The following is a 26,383-nucleotide window of genomic DNA, read 5'->3' on the forward strand; positions in this document are numbered from 1 at the left end:
AAAATTAGAGGGTTATATGAATAAGATTTTATTATTGGCTGATGGGGTTTTTGCTAAAGATTTTTTAAGAAAAATTCATAGCAATAAAACTTTCAAAGAATCTTTGAGTGTTGTTTATTATAATGATGAAAGTGTGGATTTAGATTTAGAAAATGAGCAAATATCTTTTTATAAATTTGATCCTACGAGTTTAGTTAAATTAGAGAATTTATTAAAAGAAGATTTTTATCAAGCTATTATTTATATGCAAGAAGAAGTTGATATGCTAGCGTGTTATAGAAATTTAAGAAAACTACAACCAAGATTAAACATTGTCATTATGGATCTGTGGAATACGCAAATTGATGATAATTTTTGTGAAGTGATTAATGTCTATGATACTTTAAGTATAAGACTTTCGGGTTGTTTAGATAACATGCCTTCCATGGCGCAGTTTATAGGACTTGGGCAAGGTGAGATTATGGAGGTGAGAATTCCTGCAGGATCAAGCTTTGCTTACAGGCATATTAGCTCGATTAGCCAAAAACGCTTTAAAATCGCAATGGTTTATAGAAATAATGAATTTATCCTGGCAAAACCTGGAATTATTTTAATGCCAAATGATAGTATTTTAATCGTAGGTGATCCTAAGGTTTTACAAAGTGTTTTTACTAATGTTAAAACAAGTTTAGGACGCTTTCCATCGCCTTTTGGGGATAATATACTTTGTATTATAGATATGAAAAAAATGAGTGAATTTGCTATAGAAAAGCTTATTTTTGCAAGCTTGCTTTTGCATGTAAGGATTAATAGTAAAAAGCTTTACTTTAAAGTGATTAATCCTACTTTAACTCCTATGTATTATAAACTTAAAGCCTTGCATAAAAATAGTACTGAAGTGATATTTGACTATGAAAGTAAAAATATAAAAAACATTAAACCTTTTGTGGAAAATACTAGCATAGGTTTGCTGGTGGTGGAAGATTATCTTTTTGAAAAAGAAAAAAGTTTTCTTTTTACTTTAAAAATTCCTGTGTTAAAAGCAGGTAAAGGGGATTTTGCGGACTTAAAATCATCGGTAGTTTTAAGCTCAAATTTTGAAGATGTAGAAGGGATTGCTTCGATTATGCTTGATTTTAATAAGCAAATTCAACTTGGACTTTCTCTGTATTATTATGCGTTAAAACTAAATAAAGCAGAAATTTTTGAATACCATCAATATTTTGAAAGCCTTTCAAAACTCCATGATGAAAAATTACTTTTAATAGAAGAAAAAGAGCACAACCCTATTAATAAATTTTCTTATAAACAAAATGTATTGCATTTTGTGCCATTTAATGAAAAAATTTTAGGAAGTAATTTCAATAAAATTTTAAAAACAGATTTAAATACAATATATTATAAGATGAGTAAAAATTATCAATTATTTATACCATCGCTGTGAGAAAACAATGCAAGTTAAGGTAAATTTAGATAAAAATACAAGTTATAATGTTTACATAAATGAGTTAGAAAAGTTAAATTTTAATACCAAAGTAGTGATTTTAACTAATGAATTAGTAGTAAAGCTACATTTAGATGTGCTTTTGGAAAAAATTCAAGCTAAAGAGCTTTTTATCATAAAAATCAAAGATGGCGAAGAGTATAAAAATTTGCAAACCATAGAATATATCTTGGATCAAATGTGTGCTTATAAATTAGATAGAAAAAGCTTGCTTATAAGCTTTGGCGGTGGAGTTATTTCTGATATGGGTGGCTTTGTGGCAAGTATATATCAAAGAGGGATAGAATTTATTAATATCCCTACAACTTTACTAGCTTGTGTGGATGCAAGTGTGGGTGGTAAAACGGGAGTTAATAATAAATTTGGTAAAAATTTAATAGGTACTTTTTATCAGCCAAAAGCAGTATATTGTGAGAGTGAGTTTTTAAAAACTTTACCTTCAAGAGAACTAGCTGCGGGTATGGCCGAATTTATCAAAATGGCTGTGGTTTTTGATGAAGCAATTTTATCTTTTTTAGAAAATTTGGACGAGGATAAATTTTTAAATGCTAAATTAGATGATATTACTTTAGCTCAAATCATCCAAAAAAGTATAGAGCTTAAAGCTAGTGTGGTTTCGCAAGATGAGAAAGAAAGTGGTTTAAGAATGCTTTTAAACTATGGTCATACTTTTGCTCATGTTATAGAAAATCAAACAGGGTATAAAAAGTACTTACATGGTGAAGCTGTGGCTATAGGTATGAATATGGCGAATATTTTAGCGTTAAATTTAGGATTATTAAGTGCACAAGAATGCCAAAGAGTGCAAAATTTACTTGTAAAATTTAAATTACCCATATCTTATAAAATTTCAAATACACAAGAGTTTTACAATGCCTTTTTCTTAGATAAAAAAACACATTTTCAAAAGATTAGTTTTATTTTAGCTTGTGGCTTAGGAAAGGCTTGTATAAAAAATAATATAAGCAAAGAAGATATTTTACGCACTTTAGAGGTGTTTGTGTGAAAAAGATTTTTCTACTTTTATTTTTACCTTTTATAGTGCTTTTAGCACAAGATGATATAGAACATTTAGATCAAAAATTAAATGAATTACATAATAATTTAGCATATAATACTTGGATAATTAAATATAATAATTTTAATATTTATAAAAAAACACAAGAAGAAATTCTTGCTCTTGAGAAAGAGGGTTTAAAGGCTAATGAACGCAATAAAAGCATTATAGAAAGACAAATTTTAATCTTAAAAGAAAGATTAGAGCTTTTAAGTGAATATAAAAGTGCAAATTTTTCTAAGATGGTTTTAGCGCCTGAAGAAGTTGATAAAATAGATAAGTTAACCAATCCTTTAGCTATTATTTCAGCATACTCACACATAAAAAAATTAAGACGTGATAAAGAAGAATATATCAATCTTTTAAATAGTTTTAAGCAGACTTTAGATGAGCTTATAAAAGAAAATGTTTTAGTAGCTGAGATAGCTAAATTAGCTCCTAGTAAAGAACATGATGAGTATTTAAAAATATCTAATCAAATGGTAAGAGATTTTTCACAAACCTTGCGTTTTGGAGAAATTTCTTATTCCGTGTACGAGAAAAAAATTCAAGAAGAGATTGAAAAAACAACTGCTTCTATTAAAATTCAGAGTGTAAGGGCTTTTAATATAGTTTTAACTATCGTTATAGTTGTAGCTATAGCATTTTTACTCAAATTTATAGCTAGAAAATATATAGGTGATAATGATCGTTTTTATACAGCAAATAAAATTATTAATTTTATTAATATTAATATGATTGTTTTAATCTTGCTTTTTGGGTACATTGAAAATATCAGTTATTTGGTTACTGTGCTTGGTTTTGCTTCTGCTGGTTTAGCTATTGCTATGAAAGATATGTTTATGTCTATGCTTGGTTGGTGTGTGATAGTTTTTGGTGGAAGTTTTAGAGTGGGTGATAGAGTTAGAGTTTTTCAAAATAATACGCATTATATTGGTGATATAATTGACATTTCGTTTTTAAGAATAACCTTATATGAAGATATTTCTTTGCTAACTTATACAGATAATAGAAGAAGCGGCAGGATAATTTTTATACCAAATAATTTTATATTTACTAATCTTATATCAAATTATACTCATCATGGGATGAAGACAGTTTGGGACGGGCTTGATATTACTTTGACTTTTGATTCAAACCATCAAAAAGCCTTAGAGATAATAGAAGAAATTGTTATAAAAGCTTCTAAAGGTTATACAAAATTAGCTAAAGAATCCATGAATAAATTAAGAAATGAATATAGCATTAGAAATCCTAAAGTAGAACCTAGGTTTTTTACATTTTTAGAAGGTTATGGTATGAGAATTTCTGCTTGGTATATGACAAATTCTTATGCGGCTTTGATTTTAAGAAGTAATATAAGCAAAGAAATCATTAATGAATTTAATAAACATAATGATATAAAAATAGCTTATCCATCACAAAATTTATATATGGCAAAACATAAATTTATAGAAAACAAGGAAGATATTTGAAAAAAAAAGTATATTTTAAAACTTTTGGTTGTAGAACTAATATTTATGATACGCAATTATTAAAAACTTATATTAAAGATCATGATATTACACAAAATGAGCAAGAAGCTGATGTGATAGTGATAAATTCTTGTACTGTTACAAATGGTGCTGATAGTGGGCTTAGAAGCTATATTAATGGTGTAAAGAAAAATGGAGTTAAGGTTATACTTACAGGTTGTGGTGCTGTGAGCAAGGGAAAGGATTTTTTTGATAAAAAAGAAATTTTTGGAGTTTTAGGAGCTTCCAATAAAGATAAAATCAATGAGTTAATCTCGCAAGATAAAGCCTTTTATGAGCTTGGAAATTTATGCTTTATTGATACAAAAATCGTAAGTAATTATGAAAATCATACTAAAGCTTTTGTAAAAATTCAAGAAGGATGTGACTTTGCTTGTAGTTATTGTATAATCCCAAGTGTTAGGGGCAAATCAAGAAGTATGCCAAGTGAGGAAATAATAAAACAAATTAAACTTCTCGCTCAAAATGGTTATAGTGAAGTAGTTTTAACGGGTACTAATATAGGAAGTTATGGTTTAAAAGATAAAACTACACTTGGAAAATTGTTACAAGAAATAGGTAAGGTGAATGGTATAAAAAGAGTAAGACTTGGGAGTTTGGAGCCTGCTCAAATTGATGAGAGTTTTAAAGAAATTTTAGATGAGCCTTGGCTTGAAAAGCATTTACACATTGCCCTGCAACACACTCATGAAAAAATGTTGCGTATAATGCGCAGAAGATCGCATACACAAAATGATTTAGCGCTGTTTAATGAGTTAAGTCAAAAAGGTTTTGCTTTAGGAACAGACTTTATTGTAGCACACCCTGGAGAAAGTGAATTAATATGGCAAGAAGCTTTAGAAAATTTCAAGCAATTTAAACTCACACATATTCATGCTTTTATTTTCTCACCGCGTGATGGAACGCATTCTGTTTCTATGAGTGAACGAATTAATGGTGAAATAGCCAAAGAAAGATTAGATATTTTAAAAGATATAGTCACGCAAAATAATTATGAGTTTAGAAAAAATCAAAAAGATATTTTAGAAATTTTAGTTGAGAGTAAAAAAGATGGTTTTTATGAAGGCTATGATCAATTTTTTAATAAAATCAAAATTACAAGCAAAGAAGATATTGCTAAACAATGGATAAGTATTGAAAAATATGAATGCAAAGAAGATTGTAACTATGTAAGGTTAGGGGATGAAAAATAAAAAGATTATCTTAGCTTCATTTTTATTGCTTTGTGTTTTTGTAATAGTTGCGTTTATAAAAAATCAACCTGATTATATTAGCAAGGCTGCTTATGAAGAGCTCTTAGAGCAAAATTTAATCCAAAAAGCCATAGTAGAAAATAATGAAGTATTATTAAAAAGCAAAGAAGGAAAATTTTTAATTGCTAAAGATGTAGTGGATTTAAATGCTTTGTGGCAAAAAATTCCTTTAGAATATGCTAAAGATTATAATTTAAGTGAGTTTTTTTTGATATTTATTTTGCTTGCTTTTCTTGTAAGTTTTTTACTCTTTCTTAATAAAAAAAATAAAGATAGACAAAATTTACTTTCTTTAGAAAAAAATATTTTAGAAAAAAATGAACAAAATAGTACTATACAAGATGTAGTAAGTGAAGTTAAATTTAAAGATGTAGCAGGGATTGATGAGGCTAAGGTAGAGCTTTTAGAAATCGTTGATTTTTTAAAAAATCCTCAAAAATATAAAGATTTTGGCGTGAAAATGCCAAAAGGGGTTTTACTAGTAGGGCCTCCTGGAGTGGGTAAAACCTTGATAGCAAAAGCAGTAGCAGGCGAGGCTGGGGTGCCATTTTTTTATCAAAGCGGGGCTAGTTTTGTAGAAATTTATGTAGGTATGGGTGCAAAAAGAGTTAGAGAGCTTTTTTTAAAAGCTAAATCAAAAGCTCCAAGTATCATTTTTATAGATGAAATTGACGCAGTTGGTAAAAGTAGGGGGGATTTTTCTAATGTAGAAAGAGATAATACTCTAAATCAGCTTTTAACTCAAATGGATGGATTTGAAGATAATAGTGGTGTTATAGTGATGGCTGCTACAAATAAAATCGATCTTATGGATAATGCGCTGTTAAGATCAGGGCGTTTTGATAGAAGAATTTTTATATCTCTGCCTGATTTTAAAGATAGAATGCATATTTTACAAAATTATATGAAAGAAAAAAAATCTAGCGTAGATTTAGAAAAAATTGCAAAAACTAGCGTGGGTTTTAGTGGAGCTGCCTTAGAGACTTTAGTTAATGAAGCGGCTATTAATGCTATAAGAAGAAAATCAGACTTAATAGAAGAAAATGATTTTTTTGCAGTGCTTAATAAAGTTTTAATGGGCAAAAAAAAGATTTTTTCTCTAAGCGATAAGGAAAGAAAAATTCAAGCCACATACCAAGCAGCTAAAGCTTTGTGTGCTTTTTATTTTGATGTTAAATTTGAAAAAATTACCCTAATTGAAGATAGATTTAAAGAGTATGAAAATACCATCAAATCAAAATCAGAATTATTAAACAAAATAAAAGTTTTTTTAGCAGGTTCAGTTGCTATGGAGCTTATTTTTAATGAAAGCTATACTAATGCACAAAGTGATCTTTTAAAGGTTAAAGAATTGCTTACTTTTATGGAAACTTTTGCTATGGCAAATGAGAGTTTATTGCAAGAGCAAAAGCAAGAAGTAAAAGAATTTTTAGAATTAATGAAAGAAAAAGTAGTGAGATTAGCTAGTATTCTTTTAGAAAATGAAAAAATAGAAAAACAAGATATAGAAAAAATCATAATGGAGTAAAAATGGTAAAAATAGGAATTTTAGTACTTTCAGATAGAGCAAGTAGTGGAGTTTATGAAGATAAATCCGGAGTAGAGATAGAAAAAATTTTAGATTCTTATATGAAAAATGAAAAAAGCTTTTACTATGAGCTAATTCCTGATGAGTACGATTTAATCATAGAAAAATTAGCTTATTTAGCTGATGAAGTAAAATGTGATTTAATTTTTACTACAGGAGGTACAGGGCCTGCTTTGCGTGATGTGACACCAGAAGCAACACAAGCAGTATGTGATAAAATGCTTCCAGGTTTTGGGGAGTTAATGCGTGCAAAAAGCTTAGAATATGTGCCAACAGCTATACTTTCAAGACAAAGCGCAGGTATAAAAGGAAAATCATTGATTATTAACTTACCGGGTAATCCAAAAGCTATAAGAGAATGTATTGAGCCTATATTTCCTGCTATTCCTTATTGTGTAGATTTAATAGGTGGAGCTTATATTGAAAATAATGAAGAGATAATTTCTGTATTTAGACCAAAGAAAAAGTAAGTCTAGTTAGACTTACTTTGAGGTTTTATAACCTTGCGATAAAAGTGCGTTCATACCACCTTTTAAATTAGTAACTTCTATGTCATTTTAATCTAGTAAAGCAGAAGCTTTAGTACTTTTTTGAACCACTTCTGCAAGTTATAGTAATGGGTTTTTACTTGAAATCTTTTTAATTTCCTCAACGAAATTTTTATTTACACTGCCATCTTCATTATAAAAGCTAATTTTAATGGTATTTTTTATTGTATCAGTTTGTGCCCATTCGCTAGGTTTTCTAAACATCAATTACTTGATAATTTTCTAAAATTCCTGCATTAATATCGATATTTTTAACTTCTGTTAAAACAAAACTAGCACAAAGTGTCAAAAACAAAAATATTTTTTCATAATCAACTTTCCTTTTTTGTAGCTTCATAATCTTGTGATAAAAGCGCTACCATGCCACCATCTAGATTAGTGCATTCTATACCTAGGGCATCTTCTATCATCATAGCAGTATGTTTGCTTCTTGAGCCTGTAGCGCATACAAAGGCTATGTTTTTATTTTGATAATCTACTTTTTCTTTAAATTCTTGGATGAAATTTCCATTCATAAAGCCATTATCATCGCAAAGTGCGATGAGTATAGCTTCTTTTATAACTCCACTTTTCCATTCACTTGGAGTTCTAACATCTACAATGTAATAATCTTGCAAGATATCTTTAGAAATTGCAATATTTTTCATTTTTCTAAAGCCTTGGAAATGATAGTGTTTAACGCATTATTAAATTCGCTAGGATTATCTATACCCATACCTTCGCTTAATTTAGCCATATTTAAAAGAATGTGTGCCATTTCGCTAGCAAGTGAGTCATTGTCTTTTAAGGCTTTTAAAATTGCATGATTAGGATTGATTTCAAGTATAGGTTTTACTTGTTGTTCTTGACCCATTTGTTTAAGAATTTGTTGCATAGCAAAATCTGGCTTATTTTGATCATAAACAATACAACTTGGACTATTAGAAAGTCTTTGACTTAATTTAACTTCTTCCACTTCATCTTTTAAAACTTCTTTAATTTTAATGAGTAAAGGTGCAAAATCAGCCTTTTGTTCTTCGCTCGTTTCTTCACTTGCTAAGTGATTAATAGCGCTAAATTTTAAACCTTCAAATTCACTCATCATAGGCATAACTATGGTGTCGATTTCTTCATCAAGCAATAAAACATTGATATTTTTTTGTTTATAGCTTTCAAGTAATGGAGAATTTCTTAATAATTTTTCATTTTTACCGCTAATGTAAAAAATTTCATTTTGACCTTCAGCTAGGTTTTGTTTATATTCTTCAAGATCGATTAATTCTTCTTTGTTTGAGTTTTTAAAATATAAAAGTTTAGCAATTGCGTCTTTGTTTTCACCAAAACCATATAAACCTTCTTTTAAAACTTTTCCAAAATTTTCATGGAATTTAAGATAATTTTCTTTGTCTTTGTCTTTAAATTTCTTAAGTTCTGCTAGGATTTTTTTAACACTTGCTTCTTGGACGCTTTTCAAAATTCTATTTTCTTGTAAAATTTCACGACTAACATTAAGCGGTAAATCCTCTACATCAATAATACCACGTACAAATCTTAGGTAAGTTGGTAGCAATTCCTTATCATCATCGCTGATAAATACGCGTTTTACATATAGTTTTAAACCGCTTTTATAATCCACTCTATAGAGGTCAAATGGAGCTTGTGCAGGTATAAAAAATAAAGAATTATACTCTATAGAACCCTCAGCTTTTGTATGAATATAAAGCATAGGTTTATTTGAATCATGGAAATTTTGCTCATAAAATCTTTCATAATCTTGTGCTTTTAAATTTGCTTTGTTTTGTCTCCATAAAGCACTTGCGGTATTAATTTGAGTATTTTTTAATTCTTTTTTAGGCTCTTTTTCACCTTCTTCTAATGGTAAATACTCTTCTTTTTCCATAAAAATAGGAAATTGAATATGGTTAGAGTATTTTTCTACTATGCTTTCAATGCGGTATGAGCTTAAAAATTCTTCATCTTTTAAATGCAAGGTTATGCAAGTGCCTTGCTCATCTTTATTTGCATCTTCTATTTCATAACCACTAGCATCAGAAATCCAAAGATAAGCTTTATCATCTAATGCTTTTTTGCTTAAAACTTCTATTTTAGAAGCTACCATAAAAGCAGAGTAAAAGCCTACGCCAAATTGTCCTATAAGTTGAGAGTCTTTTTTGGCATCACCGCTTAAGTTTTCTAAAAAGCTTTTTGTGCCACTTTTAGCAATCGTTCCAAGATGATTGATCAAATCTTCTTTATTCATACCTATACCATTATCACTTATGGTTAGGGTTTTTGCTTCTTGGTTGAAATTGATTTGAATTTTTGGTTCAAATTTTAAATTTTTATAAGCATCATCGCTCACACTTAAATAACTAAGCTTATCAAGTGCGTCACTTGCATTAGAAATAAGCTCTCTTAAAAAAATTTCTTTGTTTGAATACAAAGAATGAATCATAAGTTGTAAAAGTTGATTAACTTCAGTTTGAAATTGCATTTTTATCTCCTTTATTTAAAAATTAAAAAACCAATCCACACTGCCAAAAGACAAAGGATAACATTTAAAATAATATTTAGAAAAAAGTGAAAATAATTACCACTTTGCAAAAATAGCAAATTTTCATAAGAAAAAGTTGAAAAAGTCGTAAAAGCACTTAAAAAACCCGTACTAATTAAACTTTTAGTAAAAATATGCACATCTTTAGAGTTTGCATAAGAAAAAAACAAGCCCATTAAAAAAGATCCTATGATATTAACAAGTAAAGTACCATAGGGAAAATCATGTGGAACGATTTTATTAAAAAAGCTACTAGTAAGCATTCTAGATATGGCTCCTAAAAAGCCACCAAAACCTACAGCTAAAATTGTATTAATCAAACTTGTGTCCTTTCACTATCTAAGATTGCTTGCATTCTTTCTCTAGTTTGATCAAGCCAATCATCTTTACTTATATCAACAAGATCAAGAAATACTACTTTTAAAACACCACTATTTGCACTAAAGTTTTGTGTGTCTAAAATTTTAGCTGAATCAACGATTACCACAGGTTGGACTTTTAGATTAAGTTTTTCACTTAAAATTTTAGCTCCGACTTTAAATTTTAAAAGTTTTTGTGTTTTAGATCTTGTACCTTCTGGGAATATAGCTAAAATTCTATCTTCTTTTAGTCTTTCTTTGGCTTCTTTTAAAAGTTTTACTAGGCCTTTTGGACTTCTATCTATGCAAATAATTTTAGGTTTTTTAATCAAAGTTTTAAAAACTGGAAGTTCACCAAGTTCTTTTTTAGCTATCCAAGATATATTTTTTGGACATAAATCTTCCAAAACAACTATGTCTAACAAGCTTTGATGATTGATTAAAAGTAAATTAGCTTGAGGATGTATAGAACCTTGGGTTTGGATTTTATAATTTACTACATATTTTTGCAGTTTTGACCATGCTTTTCTGATTTTCCAAATTTTTTCTTGTGATTGCAATAATAAAAAGGCAATGCATAAAAATATAATAGATAAAATAAATTCAATCCAAAATATTAAAGCTTTAAATCTTTGATAAATCTTCACTTTTTACCCAGCCTATTTTTCCATTATTAAATAAAATTTTTTTATATTCATCTCTTGAATCTAGTACCTCCACTTCTTGTTTGTATTTTCCAGAATAAAAATGAGTTGAGTTTAGGGTTGGTAAAATTTGTACTTTGCTTTCAGCTTTTAATGTAGCTTTATATATGTTATTTTGGGCTAAAAAACTTGCTACTAGAGCCAAAATTACTAAGCCTAAAGCTACATAGCTTTTCTTAAATACAAACCATAAAGCAAAAACACCACACAAGCTCCATGAAAATACTTGTTTGTAAAAATTAAAATCATTAGTTTTTGGATTTAAATCACTTTGTGTGCTTATACTATCTTCTTTAAGTTCTATTTTTAAGGAAAAATCTTTTAATTCTTTAGAATTTAAATTAAAATAAGAAAAATCAAAACGCGTTTTGCTTTTATCTAAAATAGCATAATAAAACCCATTTTGCTTTTTAAAATCACCTTTAATAGCCTCTACGCCTTGTTTTTGAATATCTTTTATGTTAAAACTTGCTAGGTTTGTGTTTTCTCCTATAAGTTCTATAAATAAAATTATATTATCATTATCAAAATGGCTTGCTTTTGCTTGTTTGACTTCTAAATTACTTGCAACTATGTGTGAGTATTTATTAGAAGGAGCGTCGATTTTTTTAAGTCTAATAGGTTTTATAATTAATGATGAGCTTTGAAAAATATGATCATTTCTGCTTAGTGAAACGATGATTTTATTTAAATTTGCATTTAAACTTTTTGCTTCAAACCATAATTTTGTATGATATGAATTAGCCTTTTGCTCCCAAATAGGATTAGGGTTAATCCAAAGCATATCATCATTTTTTTCAAAACTCACATTTAAATCAAAACTTATATTAGTTGTAGTAATAACCTCAAGATCTATAGTAAAAGCTTCATCTATATAAGCCTCATCAGTGTATTCTTTCGCATTTAATACCAAAGAACCTTGAGGAATAAAATTTTCATCATTGATTTTGCTTTCATAATTACCTTCATCGCTTGGAGCAATGGTTTGATAAATTTGTTTAGCCTGATCGTCTAATTGATTGTAGTTTTTTTCTAAGGTGTTGTAATCTTCAAAAACACTATTTTCTTGAGCATATAAATTAAGTGTTAGTAAAAAAATACAAAAAACTTTGAAGATTTTTAGCAATTTAAAAATCCTTCAAACATTTTAAGTCCTACTTTTGAACCAAGTATATCATCACACATTCTTTCAGGGTGTGGCATAAGTCCAAAGATTTTTTTATTCTCATTACAAATTCCAGCTATATCATTTAAAGAGCCATTTGGATTGTTGATGTATCTTAATAAAATCATATCTTTATCTTCTAGTATTTTAATACCATCTTCGCTATTAAAGTAATTTCCTTCTCCGTGAGCAATAGGTAATTCTATAATGTCATTTTTTTGGAAATTTTTCAAAAAAACATTATTGTTTGATACTACTTGTAATGCTTGTATTTTGGAAATAAAACTTAAGTTATTGTTGTGTTTCATAGCTCCCTTTAAAAGACCAAGTTCTAATAAAATTTGAAAACCATTGCAAATACCTAGGACATATCCACCTTTTTTAACATGCTCTTTTAGGGTTTTTATAGCAGGAGCAAGTTTTGCAATAGCGGCACATCTTAAATAATCTCCATAAGAAAATCCACCTGGTAAAACAATTAAATCTGCACTAAAATCTTGTTTTTCATGCCAAATGATTTCAGTTTTTATTCCTAGTTTTTCAAAAGCATAAGCTGTATCAAACTCACAATTAGTTCCAGGAAAACGAATAATAGCTACTTTCATAATATTATCTCATAATCTTCTATCACAGTATTTGCAAGCAATTCTTTACACATTAAATCAGCTTGTTTTAAAGCTTCTTCTTTATCATCGCAAGCTATATCAAAACTAATTTGTTTTGAGGTTTTAACATTTGCTATGTTATTAAAATCTAAAGAATGCAAAGCCTTTTCTATGGCTTTGCCTTGAGGATCTAAAATCCCATTTTTTAGTGTAATATTTACAATTACTTTCATTATTTTTCCTAACTTAAAATTCTTTTTAATACTTCTTCATAGGCCATTTTTACATTGCCTAAGTCTTGTCTAAAGCGGTCTTTGTCTAATTTTTCATTAGTTTTGCTATCCCAAAATCTACAACTATCAGGGCTAATTTCATCAGCTAGTATCATATTTCCTTCGTTGTCAATACCAAATTCTAATTTAAAATCAATCAATTTTAAACCTTTAGATTCAAAGAATTTAACCAAGATAGAATTGATTTGTCTTGCTATATTTTTTATTAATTCTAAATCTTTTTCACTTTTTACTAAATTTAAAATTAAACAATGCTCATCATTGATAATAGGATCGCCTAAGTCATCATTTTTATAACAAAACTCAACTACAGCAAAAGGTAAGATTGTACCTTCTTTAATACCCAATCTTTTTGTTAAAGATCCTGTAGCTACATTTCTAGTGATAACTTCAATAGGTATAATATCGCATTTTTTAACAATTTGTTCTTTATCACTGATAGTTTCTACTAGATGTGTTTTAATGCCTTCTTTTTCTAAAAGATGAAAAATTTCAGTACTAATTTTACAATTTAATGCGCCTTTTCCTGCTTCGTTACCTTTTTTTTCTGCATTAAAAGCAGTTAAATCATCTTTAAATTCTGTGATGAGTAAATTCTCATCATCAGTCTTAAACATTTTTTTACCTTTTCCCTCGTATAAAAGATCTAATTTTGCTGCCATTTTACTCTCCTTTCGTGATGTTTAGAATTTTAATTGCATCAATTGCCGTTTTTAATTGTATATCATTATCAATTTGTTCTTTAGTGATGATATTTTTATCTTCTTTAGTATCTTTTTTCTTTTCTTGATGCCCGATTTTATCAAGTTCAGCTTGCAAGTGTTTTTTAAGGTCGCTTTCTTTGATTTCAAAACCATGATTTTCTTCTTTGCTTACTTTTCCTGGGAATACTTCTATATCAGGACTAACCCCAACAGCTTGTATAGTTCTACCACTTGGTAAATAATATTTTGCTATAGTAAGTCTTAAGCCTTCTTTACCTTTTTCATCCATAGGTAATATAAGTTGCACACTACCTTTTCCAAAAGTTTTTTCACCTATGATAATAGCACGTTTGAAATCTTGTAAAGCTCCGCTTACAATCTCACTTGCACTTGCACTACCGCCATTTACAAGCACTACTAAAGGTGCGTTGGTGATTTTTTTATTTGGATTTGCTTTAAATTCTACATTCTCGCTTTTTATTTTTCCTTTTTGTGAAACAATTATTCCTTTATCTATAAAAAGATTTACTAAACCTACGGCTTGATTTAAAATACCACCTGGATTGGTTCTAAGATCTAGTATAATTCCTTTTACATTAGAATGCTTTTTAATTGCTTTGCTAACTTCGTCTATGACATTTTTATCAAAATTAGTCACTCTTAAATAAAGTAAGTTTTCATTTTCGATTAATTTAGCATAAACACTATCAACCTTTATAATATCTCTTTTTAAATTGACATCAAATGGTTTTGCATCACCTTTTCTATAGATAGTTAGAGTAACCTTTGTTTTAGGTTCTCCACGCATTTTAGAAACAGCTTCATTTAAAGTCATACCCAAGGTTGATTCATTATTAATTCTTAAGATAATATCGTCAGTTTTAATACCTGCTTTATCTGCTGGACTTCCTTCTATAGGGGCTACAACGCTAATTGCTCCATCTTTTTGTGTGATAGTAAAGCCAAGTCCGCCAAATTCTCCATTAGTTTGTTCTTTAAGTTCTTTATAACCTTTTTCATCTAAGAAGGAAGAATGAGCATCTAAATTTGTTAGCAAACCTGCAATGGATTTATCAACTAAATCTGTATAATTAACATCATCAACATAATATTGTTCTATGATGGACATGGTTCTTGTGAGTTTAGATAAGGCTTCTATTTTCTTTTCTGCTTCACTAGGAGTGGGATTTTTAGCTTGTAAATTAGTAAAAATAAAAGAAGCGGTTACTAAACTACAAATGCTAGCTGCGATAATAAGATTTCTTTTTGTCTTCAAAGGAAAAACTCCAAAATAAATATGAATTCATAAAATAATTATCTAATTTTAGTTATTTTTGCTTAAAAAATTGTAAATAAAGTAAATATTTTTATGATATTAGTGTATATATATAAAAAATTGTTTATAAATATAACTAAATAAACTTGACAATAATAGACTAAAGCTATATAATATATCTCATATAAAAGTAAAAAGGAGTAAAAAATGGCAAATATACAAGAATTTTTAACAGATTCTATGCTTTCAAATATAGAAAGCGCAATTTCTTTGGCCATTCATTCTAAGAATAGTGAAATCAAACCTTTACATTTATTATGGGCTTTAGGTGTTGATAGTTCAAGTTTGCTTAATCAAGTTTTTAATAAATTAAATGTTTCTAAAGAGGCATTTGAGTTAGAAGTAAAAAGTAAAATTTCATCTTTTCCTACTAGTTCAAATGTAAATAAAGACAATATTAAATTTTCAAATGAATTTATTAATTCTTTAGAAAAAGCAAAAGGCTTGGCTTTAGAAAATAAAGATAGCTATTTAGCTGTGGATATGTGGCTTGTTTCAGAAAGTATGAGTGGGGTTGTTAAAGAACTTTTATCTAAATTTGTAGATTTAAATGAGTTTAAAAAAGAATTAGAATTCATTAGGGCTGGAGCTAAAATAGAAACTAAAACAAGCGATGAAACACTTGATTCTTTGTCTAAATTTGGTATTGATTTGACTATGAAAGCTAAAAACAATGAACTTGATCCTGTTATAGGCAGGGAAGAAGAAATTCAAAGATTAATGCAAATTTTAATCAGGAAAACTAAAAATAATCCTATTTTATTAGGTGAACCAGGAGTGGGTAAAACTGCTGTAGTAGAAGCTTTAGCACAAAGAATAGTAAAAAAAGATGTTCCTATTTCATTGCAAAATAAAAAAGTCATAGCTTTGGATATGAGTGCTTTAATAGCAGGAGCAAAATACAGAGGTGAATTTGAAGATAGATTAAAAGCTGTTGTAAATGAAGTAATAAAACATAAAAATATAATTTTATTTATAGATGAAATTCACACCATTGTAGGTGCAGGTGCAAATGAAGGAAGTATGGATGCAGCAAATATTTTAAAACCTGCTTTAGCAAGAGGTGAGCTTCATACTATAGGCGCTACAACCTTAAAAGAATATAGAAAATATTTTGAAAAAGACGCGGCTTTACAAAGAAGATTCCAACCTGTAAATGTAGCTGAACCTAGTGTGAATGAAGCTTTGGCTATGCTTAGAGGTATAAAAGAAAAATTAGAAATTCATCATAATGTAACTATTAATGATAGTGCTTTAGTAGCAGCAGTAAAGCTATCTAAGCGTTATATAGCTAATAGATTTTTGCCTGATAAGGCGATTGATTTAATTGATGAGGCTGCAGCAGAATTAAAAATGCAAATAGAAAGTGAGCCAAATTCATTAAGAAAGGTTAGAAAGCAAATTGAAAGTTTGGAAGTAGAAAATGAAGCTTTAAAAATGGAAAACAATGAAGCTAATGCAAAAAGACTAGAAGAGATTAAAAAAGAATTAGCAAATTTAAAAGAAGAGCAGATTAAGCTAAATACTCAGTTTGAAAATGAAAAGGCTGTTTTTAATGGCATTAGCTTAAAGAAGAAAGAAATTGACAGTTTGAAAAATGAAGCAAATTTTGCAAAAAACAAAGGTGATTTTCAAAAAGCAGCCGAGATAGAGTATGGTAAGATTTTAGAGTGTGAAAAGGAAGTTTTAAATTTAGAAGAAAAATGGAAGCAAATGACACAAGAAGGAGTTTTGCTTAAAAATCAAGTTGATGAGGATTTAGTAGCTGGAATTTTAAGCAAGTGGACAGGTATTAGTGTACAAAAAATGCTTACTTCTGAAAAACAAAAGTATTTAAATATTCAAGAATATTTGCAAAAAAGTGTTATAGGTCAAGATGAGGCTTTAAGCGCCTTGGCTAGAGCTATTAAGCGCAATAAAGCAGGGTTAAATCAAGCTGGAAAACCTATAGGAAGTTTTTTATTTTTAGGGCCAACTGGAGTGGGTAAGACAGAAAGTGCTAAAGCCTTGGCTCGATTTTTATTTGATGATGAAAAGGCTATGGTGCGTTTTGATATGAGTGAATTTATGGAGAAACATAGCGTATCAAGACTTTTAGGAGCACCTCCTGGGTATATAGGACATGAAGAAGGTGGGGAGTTAACCGAAGCAGTAAGAAGAAAACCTTATAGTGTGATTTTGTTTGATGAAGTGGAAAAGGCACATAAAGATGTATTTAATATACTTTTGGGAATTTTAGATGATGGTAGAGCTACAGATAGCAAGGGTATTACGGTTGATTTTACTAATACTATTATTATTTTAACTTCTAATATTGGTGCTAATTTTATTATGGAGCTTAAAGGAGATGAAAGAGATAAGGCGATCAAAGAAACACTTAGGAGATTTTTTAAGCCTGAATTTTTAAATCGTTTAGATGATATTATTATGTTTAATCCTTTAGGAGAGAGTGAAGCTGTTAAAATAGTTAAACTATTATTTAATACCCTGCAAAAAAGTCTTGTAAATAGAGGTATTCAGTCGAGTTTAAGTGATGAAGCAGCTAGTTTGATTGCAAGGGTTGGTTATGATGTGGATTTTGGTGCAAGGCCATTAAAAAGAGCTTTGTATGATATGGTCGAGGATAAATTAAGTGATATGATTTTATCCGATAAATTAAATGAAAATGATGAGATTATTATAAATTCTAAAGATGATGAGATTATCATTGTTAAACAATAAGCAAGTGTAATACTTGCTTATTTTAGAGTGAAATTATTTTACTGTCATTAAATTATAAATATAAAATATATTTTGCAAAAAATTTTTTATTTTTTATAAATTCTTAACAATTATTATTCTAAAATCAATTCCGATATTTTTTATTTATTAAAGGAAAACAAATGAGTGATTTAGATGTTTTCAATCGCCGTTTAGACGCATTAGAAAAACTTCCTCTTTTGAAAAACGAGATTTCTATTTCTAAAGCCCTAAAGCAATCAGGTTTTTCAAGAAGGGATTTTATGAAATGGGCTAGCGCAATGACTGCATTTTTAGCACTACCTGTTAGCTTTACTCCAGTTGTTGCAAGAGCTGCTGAGCTTAGTGATAGACTTCCAGTGATTTGGCTTCATATGGCTGAATGTACAGGATGTTCTGAGAGTTTATTAAGAAGTGATGCTCCTACTATAGATAGTTTAATTTTTGATCATATTTCTTTAGAATATCATGAAACTATAATGGGTGCAGCAGGTTGGCAAGCTGAGTATAATCTTGAAGCTGCTATGGAAAAATATAAAGGTAGATATATTTTAATGGTAGAAGGTGGTATACCAACAGGTGCTACAGAAAACTTTTTAACCATAGGACCACACGGTAAAACAGGTAAGCAAATAGCTCAAGAAGCTTGTGATAATGCCTTGGCTATTTTTGCTATAGGTACCTGTTCGGCTTTTGGTGGTATTCAAGCTGCTAGACCTAATCCAAGCAATGCTGTAAGTTTGAGTAAAGTTACAAACAAAACAGTTATTAATGTTCCAGGTTGTCCTCCAAGCGAAAAAAACATTATAGGTAATGTGATTCATTATATATTGTATCAGACATTGCCAGCGCTTGATGCTTATAATAGACCAAAATGGGCTTATGGACTTAGAATCCATGATTTATGTGAAAGAAGAGGACGCTTTGATGCGGGTGAGTTTGTGCAACAATTTGGTGATGAGGGGGCAAAAAAGGGATATTGTCTTTATAAGGTAGGCTGTAAAGGACCTTATACTTTTAATAACTGCTCAAGAGAAAGATTTAATCAACATACCTCATGGCCAATCCAAGCTGGACATGGTTGTATAGGTTGCTCAGAACCTGATTTTTGGGATACTATGGGACCTTTTGAAGAAGTTATGGCGGGAAGATTATTTGATACTGTTTATGGCTTGGGTGCTGATAGTATTTCAGATAAAATTGGTATAGGTGTGCTTTGTGTAACAGGTGTTGCTGTTGCTGCGCATGCTGTGATTGCTTCATTAGAAAAAAATAAGGATTAAGAATGTCAAAAAGAATTATTATAGATCCACTTACTAGAATAGAAGGGCACTTAAGAGTTGAAGTGGTGGTTGATGAAAACAATGTTATCAAGGAAGCATATTCAGGATCAACTCTATGGAGAGGTTTAGAAACTATTGTAAAAGGTCGTGATCCAAGAGATGCAGGCTTTTTAACTCAAAGAATTTGTGGTGTTTGTACTTTTTCGCATTATAGAGCAGGGATTATTGCAGTAGAAAATGCTTTAGGTATTACTCCACCATTAAATGCGATTTTAACTAGAACTTTAATGAATGCAGCTTTGTATATGCATGATCATCCTGTGCATTTTTATCAACTTCATGGGCTTGATTTTGTTGATGTTGTAAGTGCTTTAAGCGCTGATGTAAAAAAAGCAAGTGATGAAGCATTTAAATATACAGATATGCCTTATGCAACAGGTGCAGATAAACTTTTAGAAGTACAAAAAAGATTAAAAACTTTTGTAGATAAAGGAAATCTTGGACCATTTGCAAATGCTTATTATGGACACGCGACTTATCGCTTTACTCCTGAGCAAAACCTTATTGCACTTTCACATTATTTAGAATGCTTAAGAATTCAAAGAGTTATAGCTCAAGCTATGGCGATTTTTGGTGCTAAAAATCCTCATCCACAAAGTTTAACTGTAGGTGGTGTAACTTGTATTATGGATCTTTTAAACCCATCAAGAATGGCTGAATATATGACTAAATTCCAAGAAGTAGCTGATTTTATTAACCGTGCTTATTATCCTGATTTAATCATGGCAGCAAAAGCTTATTCTAAAGAAGCGAGTGTATTAAATGATGTTGGAGTAAATAATTTCTACACCGAAAGAGAATTCCAAGTTTCTAGCGATGAATGGTTATTTGAGGGTGGTATTATTAGAAATGGTGATTTGAGTAAAGTTGAAGAAGTAGATGAAGCTAAAATCACTGAAGAGGCTACAAAATCATGGTATGCAGATAATGAAGCTTTACACCCTTATGATGGCAAAACTAATCCAAACTATACAGGCTTAATTGATGGTGAAAGCATTGACGATAAAGGCAATATGGTTCATAGTAAGGTATTTGATACCAAAGGTAAATACAGCTGGATTAAAGCTCCAAGATATGAAAATTTACCTATGCAAGTTGGACCATTAGCAAATATTTTAGTAAATTATGCTAAGGGTAATAAAATCGTAGTAGAAGCGGTTGATTCATTCTTAAAAGCTACGAATTTACCAGTTAAAGCACTTATGAGTACTTTAGGAAGAACCGGTGCTAGAGCGATTGAAGCTAAAATCATTGCTGATCATGGTTTAAAAGCATTTAATTCTTTAGTTGAAAATTTAAAAACAGATGAAAGCACTTGTGCTACTTATGTAATCGATAAAAACAAAGAATACAAAGGTAGATTTATGGGAAGTGCGCCTCGTGGTGCGTTGAGTCATTGGTGTAGAATTAAAAATGGTGTGATTGAAAATTGGCAAGCTGTGGTTCCTTCTACTTGGAATGCAAGTCCAAAAGATGCAAATGGGGTAGGTGGAAGTTATGAGCAATGTCTTATTGGAATAAAACTAGCTGATGTTAAACAACCTTTAGAAGTTATAAGAGCAATCCACTCTTATGATCCTTGTATAGCATGTGCTGTGCATGTAATGGATACTAAAGGCAATAATCTTAGCGAGTATAAAGTTAATGTAAATTTATAAGGAAAGGACTTTAGTATGGATTCTAAACATTCCTTAAAAACAAATAGAAAAGCTCAATATGAATTTAGTATTGGCCTTCGCTTTACACATTGGTTAAGAGCAGTTGCAATCGTGATTTTAGTAGGGACTGGATATTATATTTCTTATGTATTTCAATCTCCATCTATCTCATCTGAACCAACTTTATTTATGCAGGCAAAATACCGTATGGTGCACCAAATTTTTGGATTTATCTTAATAGCTTGTGTGATTTTTAAAACATATTTGTTCTTTTTTGATAAAAAAAGCGACGGTGAGAGAAAAAGCATAAAAGATATTTTTAATGTAAAATTATGGATAGAGCAGATTAAATTTTATATTTTCCTAGGAAAGCACCCGCATTTGCAAGGTGTATATAATCCTTTGCAATTTGTAACTTATTTTTTCTTTTATCTTGTTATGTTTGGACTTATTTTAACAGGTTTAATTCTTTATGTACATGTGTTTCATGAGGGTTTGGGTGGATTTTTATATGATATTTTAAGACCTATTGAAGTAATGTTAGGTGGATTGGCCGATGTTAGAACCTACCATAGAATTTTAATGTGGATTGTTTTAATTTTTGTTCCAGTGCATATTTATATGGCTGTGTTTAACTCAGTTAAAGGTAAAGATGGTGCCCTAGATGCTATTTTTAGTGGTTATAAATTTGTAAGAGAAAATCATTGAAATTATTGATCTTAGGTATTGGTAATATTATGTTTGCAGATGAGGGCTTAGGCGTTCATCTTTGCAAGCTTTTAGAAAAAAATTATAAGTTTTATCATAAAAAAGACTCGGTAAGCTTTGTAGATGGTGGAACTTTGGCTTTGCAACTTAGCTATATTATAGCTGAATATGATGAAATGGTTGTGATTGATTGTATTGCAGCAGATGATGCTAAAATCGGAGATATATTTTTCTTTCCTTATGATGCAATGCCAAAAAAAGTAAATTGGAGTGGTAGCGCACATGAAGTTGAAATGCTACAAACTTTACAGTATATGGAGCTTATGGGAGACTTGCCTAAAACTCAAATTTTAGCTTGTGTGCCAAAACGTATAGAACCCTTAAGTTTTGAGCTTTCCAAAGAAGTCTTGATTGCTTTAGAAAAAATGGAGAAAATTTTGCTTGATTTTTTAGAGAAAAAAGGCTTCACTTGTGAAAGAATTGCAAACCATGATATACAAGAGCTTGCTTTAAGCTCTTATAAAAATTAGACCAAGTTTTTACTTATTCTTTAGTTTTATTAATCATCAAATTTTTGTCCTAAGAAATTTCCATTCACATCAGTATAAATTTCCATCATATTATTAAGCTTAAATTTATAACCTTGAATTTCTTTTTCAACTTTAATTATACTTGCATTTGGGTGCATTTTTTTAATTGTTGCTAAAACATTTGGACTTAAAAAAGAAGTATCAATTGGTCTATATTTTGCATCTATTTCTTTCCAATCACCATTTGTGAAAAACTCAAGTTCCGTACCATTATCAAGGTATACATCAAAACTATCAATATCTTGTTTTACTAGAGCGATGTTAGAGTCTGTAAAATGTTTTTGTATGAAGTTTTTAGAATTTGCCGGTAAAGCATTTACACCTACAACGATATCTTTAGCAAAAACACAACTTGCTAGAGCTAATGTTGTTAAAGCTATTTTTAATTTCATTTTTTATCCTTTAAATTGAATTATTTGTGAAATCATAATAATATTAAGTGAATTTTGTGTGAACTTTATTTTTTTAAAATAAATAGCAAGTATTTAATTGTATAATGATAAAAAAGTTTTAAAAGGATAGATAATGTATAGGTTTGCACCATCGCCTACTGGAGATATGCATATTGGAAATTTAAGAGCTGCTTTGTTTAATTATATTAAAGCACGACAAGAAAATACAGATTTTATTTTACGTATTGAAGATACAGATAATGCTAGAAATATTGCCGGAAAAGAAGAAGAAATAAAAGCAATTTTAAAAGAATTTGGCATAGCTTGGCAGCATTATTATGTACAAAGTGAGAATTTAAAATTTCATCGTCAAATGGCTTTAAAATTAGTGAGTGAAAAAAAAGCATTTGCGTGTTTTTGCACAGAAGATGAGTTGGCCCATAAAAAAGAACTAGCTAAAAGTAAAAATCAAGCTTACAGATATGATGGCACATGTGAAAAACTTGCAGATATTGATGTGTTAAATTGTGAAAAACCTTTTGTAATTCGTCTTAAAAAACCACAATCACAAATGCAATTTACTGATTATATTAAAGGTGAGATTAGCTTTAATCCTGAAGATATTGATAGCTTTGTGATTATGAGAGCAGATAAAACTCCAACTTATAATTTTGCTTGCGCAGTAGATGATATGCTCGAAGGTGTTACTTGTATTATAAGGGGTGAAGATCATGTCTCAAACACTCCTAAACAAGAACATATTAGAGCTAGTTTGGGTTATGATAAAAGCATGACATATGCACATTTGCCTATCATTTTAAATGAAGAGGGTGTTAAAATGAGCAAAAGAGAAGCGCATTCTAGTGTTAAGTGGATGCTTGATCATGGTTATCTTGCAAGTGCTATTGCAAATTATTTAATCCTTTTGGGTAATAAAACTCCAAAAGAAATTTTTACTTTAGAAGAGGCTATAGAGTGGTTTGATTTGAAAAAAGTTTCAAAATCTCCAGCAAGATTTGACACAAAGCGTTTAATGCAAATTAACCGTGAGCATATTAAAATGTTAGATAATACACAGTTAAATGCTATGCTTAATTTAGACAAAGATGTGGCAGAGCTTGCGAAATTTTATACTCAAGAAGCTAGCACACTAAATGAAATTAAAGAAAAAATCCAGGCTATTTTTGCAAGTAAAAATTACCATGAATTTGAAAACGGATGTGGTTTAATCAAGGAGATTTTAAAAGATTTGGATTTGCCACAAAATTATGAAGAGTTTAAAAAGATTTTAATGGAAAAAACAAAACTAAAAGGTAAAAATTTCTTTATGCCTTTGCGTTTAGTGTTAACAGGAGTTACCCATGGGCCTGAAATGAGTGAAATTTATACCTTAATTAAGCCATTTATTAAAGAAATCATAAAGGAGTAAAATGGAAATTGGAATAAGTTTGATTGTATCTTTGGTGCAAATTTTTTCTTTGGTAATTGAAATTTATATATGGGTTATAATTATTGCGACATTGATTTCTTGGGTAAGACCTGACCCGTATAATCCTATTGTGCAAATTCTATATCGTTTGACAGAACCTGCTTATACTTTTGTAAGAAGGTTTATCCCAACTAGAATAGGAAGTATTGATTTGGCACCTTTGATCATTATTTTGGGATTAAAATTTATTCAAATATTTTTATCAAATTTAATTTTAGGAAGTTTATAAGTGTTAAAAAAAAGTGTAGTATTGCTTTTAGCTGGAGTGGTTTATGCTAATTGTGTAATGTATTCGTATGAAGAATTGGAGCAAAAACCCAACTCTTTAGCTAAAGATTATTATTTATATCGTTTGTTGGAAAAAAATGAATTTAAAAAAGATGAAATTGAAGGCTTAAAGGAGCATATTTATCGTTATGCAGGGCGTATTAAAAATGCTATTGAAGTTATTGTACCACCTTTGGGATATAATAAAGAATATAAAGCTTGTTATGAATTTAACACTCAAAATATCTTAGATGCCAATGCAACATGTCAGCTTATAAGATTAAATAGTCTAACTTTTATACAAGATCTTAATACTTCAGTGCGTAATGAGATGAAAAAAAATATCCTACAGGATAATCCAAATTTAACAAAACTTTTAGAAGCTTTTGATGCAAAAGATCCTTTAAACTATGCGATTTTAAATTATGATAGTGCTAATTTTTACAAAATTTATGACTTTACAAAAGATAAAAAAGACTTTTTCTTGGAAAAAGATTTTGTCAATGAATTAGCCAAAGAGAAAGAATTTACAAATTTTGTGAAAGAAATTATCATTAAGAAAAAAAGTCCTTTAATTAGAAAGTCTTTGGTTAATGTGGATGCGAATTTAAGTTTTCAGGATAATGCATTTTATTTAGGTGTGAATGCTATTTTAGAACATGATGATCAAAAAGCATTGGAATTTTTTCAAGTTGCAAGAGATACTTTTAAAAGCAGATCATTGATAGATAATGCGGTTTTTTGGTTGTATTTAATTACTCAAGATAAAAAACACCTTGATGAGCTTGCTCAAAGTGACTCTTTAAATATTTATAGTCTTTATGCGAGAGAATTAAAAGGTTTACCTTTACCTAAAATAGAAAAATTAAATCCTAAAAAGCAAAAAAATGACTTTGATATGAAAGATCCTTTTGCTTGGCAAAAACTAGCAAAAGAAGTCGCAAAAGGCACTCCAGAAGAATTAGACAAGCTTGCTAAAGACTTTTATACTAAAGACAATATCGCTATTTATGCGTATATTAAAGAAAGAGCGGAAAATTTTTCAAAGCATTATTTTATCATGCCTTATTTTGAATACTTAAAAGCGTATTCAACCCAAAGACAAGCGATGATTTTGGCTTTAGCTAGACAAGAAAGTCGTTTTATACCAACAGCAATTTCTACTTCTTATGCTTTGGGTATAATGCAATTTATCCCATTTTTAGCTAACCATATAGGTAATAAAGAATTGCAAATTCCAAATTTTGATCAAGATATGCTTTTTGAACCAAAAACAGCTTATACTTTTGCAAACCATCATTTAGATTATTTAGAATCCAAACTTAACTCTCCGGTTTTTGTAGCATATGCGTATAATGGAGGTATAGGTTTTACTACGAGAATGTTAAAAAGAGATGATATGTTTAGAGCAGGAAAGTACGAGCCATTTTTATCTATGGAACTCGTTCCTTATGCTGAAAGTAGAGCGTATGCTAAAAAAGTTTTAGCTAATTATATTGTGTATTTACATCTTCTGAACGATAATACACCGATTTCGAAATTTTTTGAAACTTTAACTCAAAACACTGATTCTCAAAACACGAATAAACCTGCAAAATAGGTTTTTGAATCAACTCATCAAGGGTGATTTTGTAATAACTTGCATAATCATTTTTGATGATATACTTAAATAATTCATCATTAGGTTTTAAAACGCTTATTGTGGTTTTTTCTCCATTAATTAAAATAGAAATTTGATCTTGATTGATATGAATGCTTGGTAAAAAGCTTAACACAAAAAATTCTTTTTGACTTTTTTCATCAAGAACAGGGTTTAAATAACTAAGCAAAGCCACTGTTCTGTTGTTCTTATAGTTAAAGTTGATTTTTTGCGCATACATGAGTGTTTGGCTTTTTAAATTCACCGTGCTTTGTTCTTGAGTTTTATTTGCACATGCATTAAAAACAAAAGCAAGCAATATAATCGTAAAAAGTTTTTTCATAATTTTTCCTAATTTTTTCATAATTATAAGCTTTTAACTTTTAAAAAGATAT

25 protein-coding genes are annotated in these 26,383 nt (G+C 29.5%); 14 read left to right on the plus strand and 11 right to left on the minus strand.

Going from position 1 to position 26,383, the window contains the following annotated elements:
* Nucleotides 1-16: 16 nt before the first annotated feature.
* From CSUB8523_RS04165 to mog, 6 genes are read left to right on the plus strand one after another with little or no spacing between them, the layout of a single operon-like run.
* On the plus strand, nt 17-1,423 hold the full coding sequence (locus tag CSUB8523_RS04165) for a COG3400 family protein (protein WP_043019719.1): 1,407 nt from the start codon (nt 17-19) through the stop codon (nt 1,421-1,423).
* 7 nt (nt 1,424-1,430) lie between these two features.
* Nucleotides 1,431-2,489 (plus strand): 3-dehydroquinate synthase, encoded by a 1,059-nt coding sequence (gene aroB / locus CSUB8523_RS04170; protein ID WP_043019720.1) that lies wholly within the window; start codon nt 1,431-1,433, stop codon nt 2,487-2,489.
* The gene (locus CSUB8523_RS04175) at nt 2,486-4,015 is read left to right on the plus strand and encodes a mechanosensitive ion channel family protein (protein WP_039663524.1); all 1,530 of its coding nucleotides are present in this window, start codon (nt 2,486-2,488) and stop codon (nt 4,013-4,015) included. The genes aroB and CSUB8523_RS04175 overlap by 4 nt, the downstream gene beginning before the upstream one ends.
* On the plus strand, nt 4,012-5,268 hold the full coding sequence (mtaB, locus tag CSUB8523_RS04180) for a tRNA (N(6)-L-threonylcarbamoyladenosine(37)-C(2))-methylthiotransferase MtaB (protein ID WP_043019721.1): 1,257 nt from the start codon (nt 4,012-4,014) through the stop codon (nt 5,266-5,268). Before CSUB8523_RS04175 ends, mtaB begins: the two co-directional genes overlap by 4 nt.
* Nucleotides 5,258-6,856: an integral membrane ATP-dependent zinc metallopeptidase gene (locus CSUB8523_RS04185; RefSeq protein ID WP_043019722.1), complete on the plus strand. Its 1,599-nt coding sequence runs from the start codon at nt 5,258-5,260 to the stop codon at nt 6,854-6,856. Before mtaB ends, CSUB8523_RS04185 begins: the two co-directional genes overlap by 11 nt.
* Before the next feature lie 2 nt (nt 6,857-6,858).
* Entirely contained in the window at nt 6,859-7,386 is a 528-nt protein-coding gene (mog, locus tag CSUB8523_RS04190; protein WP_043019723.1) for a molybdopterin adenylyltransferase, read from the plus strand.
* Between the two features lie 389 nt (nt 7,387-7,775).
* Here mog and CSUB8523_RS04195 read toward each other — a convergent pair whose 3' ends face one another.
* From CSUB8523_RS04195 to CSUB8523_RS04235, 9 genes are read right to left on the minus strand one after another with little or no spacing between them, the layout of a single operon-like run.
* Nucleotides 7,776-8,111 carry a rhodanese-like domain-containing protein gene (locus CSUB8523_RS04195; RefSeq protein ID WP_039663532.1) on the minus strand — a complete coding sequence of 112 codons (336 nt, stop codon included), beginning with the start codon at nt 8,109-8,111 and terminating at the stop codon, nt 7,776-7,778.
* Nucleotides 8,108-9,937: a molecular chaperone HtpG gene (htpG, locus tag CSUB8523_RS04200; protein WP_043019724.1), complete on the minus strand. Its 1,830-nt coding sequence runs from the start codon at nt 9,935-9,937 to the stop codon at nt 8,108-8,110. The genes CSUB8523_RS04195 and htpG overlap by 4 nt, the downstream gene beginning before the upstream one ends.
* Nucleotides 9,938-9,948: 11 nt before the next feature.
* The gene (crcB, locus tag CSUB8523_RS04205) at nt 9,949-10,317 is read right to left on the minus strand and encodes a fluoride efflux transporter CrcB (protein ID WP_039663537.1); all 369 of its coding nucleotides are present in this window, start codon (nt 10,315-10,317) and stop codon (nt 9,949-9,951) included.
* Nucleotides 10,314-11,003, minus strand: coding sequence for a lysophospholipid acyltransferase family protein (locus CSUB8523_RS04210; RefSeq protein WP_043019725.1), 690 nt, complete (start codon nt 11,001-11,003; stop codon nt 10,314-10,316). The genes crcB and CSUB8523_RS04210 overlap by 4 nt, the downstream gene beginning before the upstream one ends.
* Nucleotides 10,981-12,186 (minus strand): SH3 domain-containing protein, encoded by a 1,206-nt coding sequence (locus CSUB8523_RS04215; protein ID WP_043019726.1) that lies wholly within the window; start codon nt 12,184-12,186, stop codon nt 10,981-10,983. Before CSUB8523_RS04215 ends, CSUB8523_RS04210 begins: the two co-directional genes overlap by 23 nt.
* Nucleotides 12,180-12,830 (minus strand): phosphoribosylformylglycinamidine synthase subunit PurQ, encoded by a 651-nt coding sequence (gene purQ / locus CSUB8523_RS04220; protein WP_043019727.1) that lies wholly within the window; start codon nt 12,828-12,830, stop codon nt 12,180-12,182. Before purQ ends, CSUB8523_RS04215 begins: the two co-directional genes overlap by 7 nt.
* On the minus strand, nt 12,827-13,063 hold the full coding sequence (purS, locus tag CSUB8523_RS04225) for a phosphoribosylformylglycinamidine synthase subunit PurS (protein ID WP_039663547.1): 237 nt from the start codon (nt 13,061-13,063) through the stop codon (nt 12,827-12,829). Before purS ends, purQ begins: the two co-directional genes overlap by 4 nt.
* An 8-nt stretch (nt 13,064-13,071) precedes the next feature.
* Nucleotides 13,072-13,785 (minus strand): phosphoribosylaminoimidazolesuccinocarboxamide synthase, encoded by a 714-nt coding sequence (purC, locus tag CSUB8523_RS04230; RefSeq protein WP_043019728.1) that lies wholly within the window; start codon nt 13,783-13,785, stop codon nt 13,072-13,074.
* A 1-nt stretch (nt 13,786) separates the two neighbouring features.
* Nucleotides 13,787-15,103, minus strand: coding sequence for a S41 family peptidase (locus CSUB8523_RS04235; RefSeq protein ID WP_043019729.1), 1,317 nt, complete (start codon nt 15,101-15,103; stop codon nt 13,787-13,789).
* A 207-nt stretch (nt 15,104-15,310) separates the two neighbouring features.
* Between CSUB8523_RS04235 and CSUB8523_RS04240 the strand changes: the two genes are divergently transcribed.
* The 5 genes from CSUB8523_RS04240 to CSUB8523_RS04260 all read left to right on the plus strand — a co-directional run bounded on the left by CSUB8523_RS04240 (nt 15,311) and on the right by CSUB8523_RS04260 (nt 22,141).
* Nucleotides 15,311-17,884, plus strand: coding sequence for an ATP-dependent Clp protease ATP-binding subunit (locus tag CSUB8523_RS04240; RefSeq protein ID WP_052243668.1), 2,574 nt, complete (start codon nt 15,311-15,313; stop codon nt 17,882-17,884).
* Nucleotides 17,885-18,045: 161 nt separating this feature from the next.
* Nucleotides 18,046-19,185: a [NiFe] hydrogenase, small subunit gene (locus CSUB8523_RS04245; protein WP_039663554.1), complete on the plus strand. Its 1,140-nt coding sequence runs from the start codon at nt 18,046-18,048 to the stop codon at nt 19,183-19,185.
* 2 nt (nt 19,186-19,187) lie between these two features.
* Complete coding sequence (locus CSUB8523_RS04250; protein WP_043019730.1) at nt 19,188-20,903, plus strand: nickel-dependent hydrogenase large subunit; 1,716 nt, start codon at nt 19,188-19,190, stop codon at nt 20,901-20,903.
* 15 nt (nt 20,904-20,918) lie between these two features.
* Nucleotides 20,919-21,611 carry a Ni/Fe-hydrogenase, b-type cytochrome subunit gene (gene cybH / locus CSUB8523_RS04255; RefSeq protein ID WP_043019731.1) on the plus strand — a complete coding sequence of 231 codons (693 nt, stop codon included), beginning with the start codon at nt 20,919-20,921 and terminating at the stop codon, nt 21,609-21,611.
* Nucleotides 21,608-22,141: a HyaD/HybD family hydrogenase maturation endopeptidase gene (locus CSUB8523_RS04260; protein ID WP_039663560.1), complete on the plus strand. Its 534-nt coding sequence runs from the start codon at nt 21,608-21,610 to the stop codon at nt 22,139-22,141. Before cybH ends, CSUB8523_RS04260 begins: the two co-directional genes overlap by 4 nt.
* A gap of 29 nt (nt 22,142-22,170) precedes the next feature.
* On the opposite strand, the gene CSUB8523_RS04265 is transcribed toward CSUB8523_RS04260, so the two are convergent.
* The gene (locus tag CSUB8523_RS04265; RefSeq protein ID WP_039663563.1) at nt 22,171-22,593 is read right to left on the minus strand and encodes a PepSY-like domain-containing protein; all 423 of its coding nucleotides are present in this window, start codon (nt 22,591-22,593) and stop codon (nt 22,171-22,173) included.
* Nucleotides 22,594-22,726: 133 nt separating this feature from the next.
* Between CSUB8523_RS04265 and gltX the strand changes: the two genes are divergently transcribed.
* From gltX to CSUB8523_RS04280, 3 genes are read left to right on the plus strand one after another with little or no spacing between them, the layout of a single operon-like run.
* Complete coding sequence (gltX, locus tag CSUB8523_RS04270) at nt 22,727-24,022, plus strand: glutamate--tRNA ligase (RefSeq protein ID WP_039663565.1); 1,296 nt, start codon at nt 22,727-22,729, stop codon at nt 24,020-24,022.
* Between the two features lies 1 nt (nt 24,023).
* Nucleotides 24,024-24,311 carry a YggT family protein gene (locus CSUB8523_RS04275; protein ID WP_043019732.1) on the plus strand — a complete coding sequence of 96 codons (288 nt, stop codon included), beginning with the start codon at nt 24,024-24,026 and terminating at the stop codon, nt 24,309-24,311.
* Nucleotides 24,312-24,368: 57 nt separating this feature from the next.
* A complete protein-coding gene (locus CSUB8523_RS04280; RefSeq protein ID WP_052243711.1) occupies nt 24,369-25,949 on the plus strand; it encodes a soluble lytic murein transglycosylase in 1,581 nt (526 codons plus the stop codon).
* Here the strand turns inward: CSUB8523_RS04280 and CSUB8523_RS09920 are convergent.
* The gene (locus CSUB8523_RS09920) at nt 25,837-26,331 is read right to left on the minus strand and encodes a hypothetical protein (RefSeq protein WP_148308417.1); all 495 of its coding nucleotides are present in this window, start codon (nt 26,329-26,331) and stop codon (nt 25,837-25,839) included. The genes CSUB8523_RS04280 and CSUB8523_RS09920 overlap by 113 nt on opposite strands.
* Between the last annotated feature and the right edge of the window lie 52 nt (nt 26,332-26,383).

This window comes from Campylobacter subantarcticus LMG 24377, from assembly GCF_000816305.1.
Classification (GTDB): Bacteria; Campylobacterota; Campylobacteria; order Campylobacterales; family Campylobacteraceae; genus Campylobacter_D; species Campylobacter_D subantarcticus.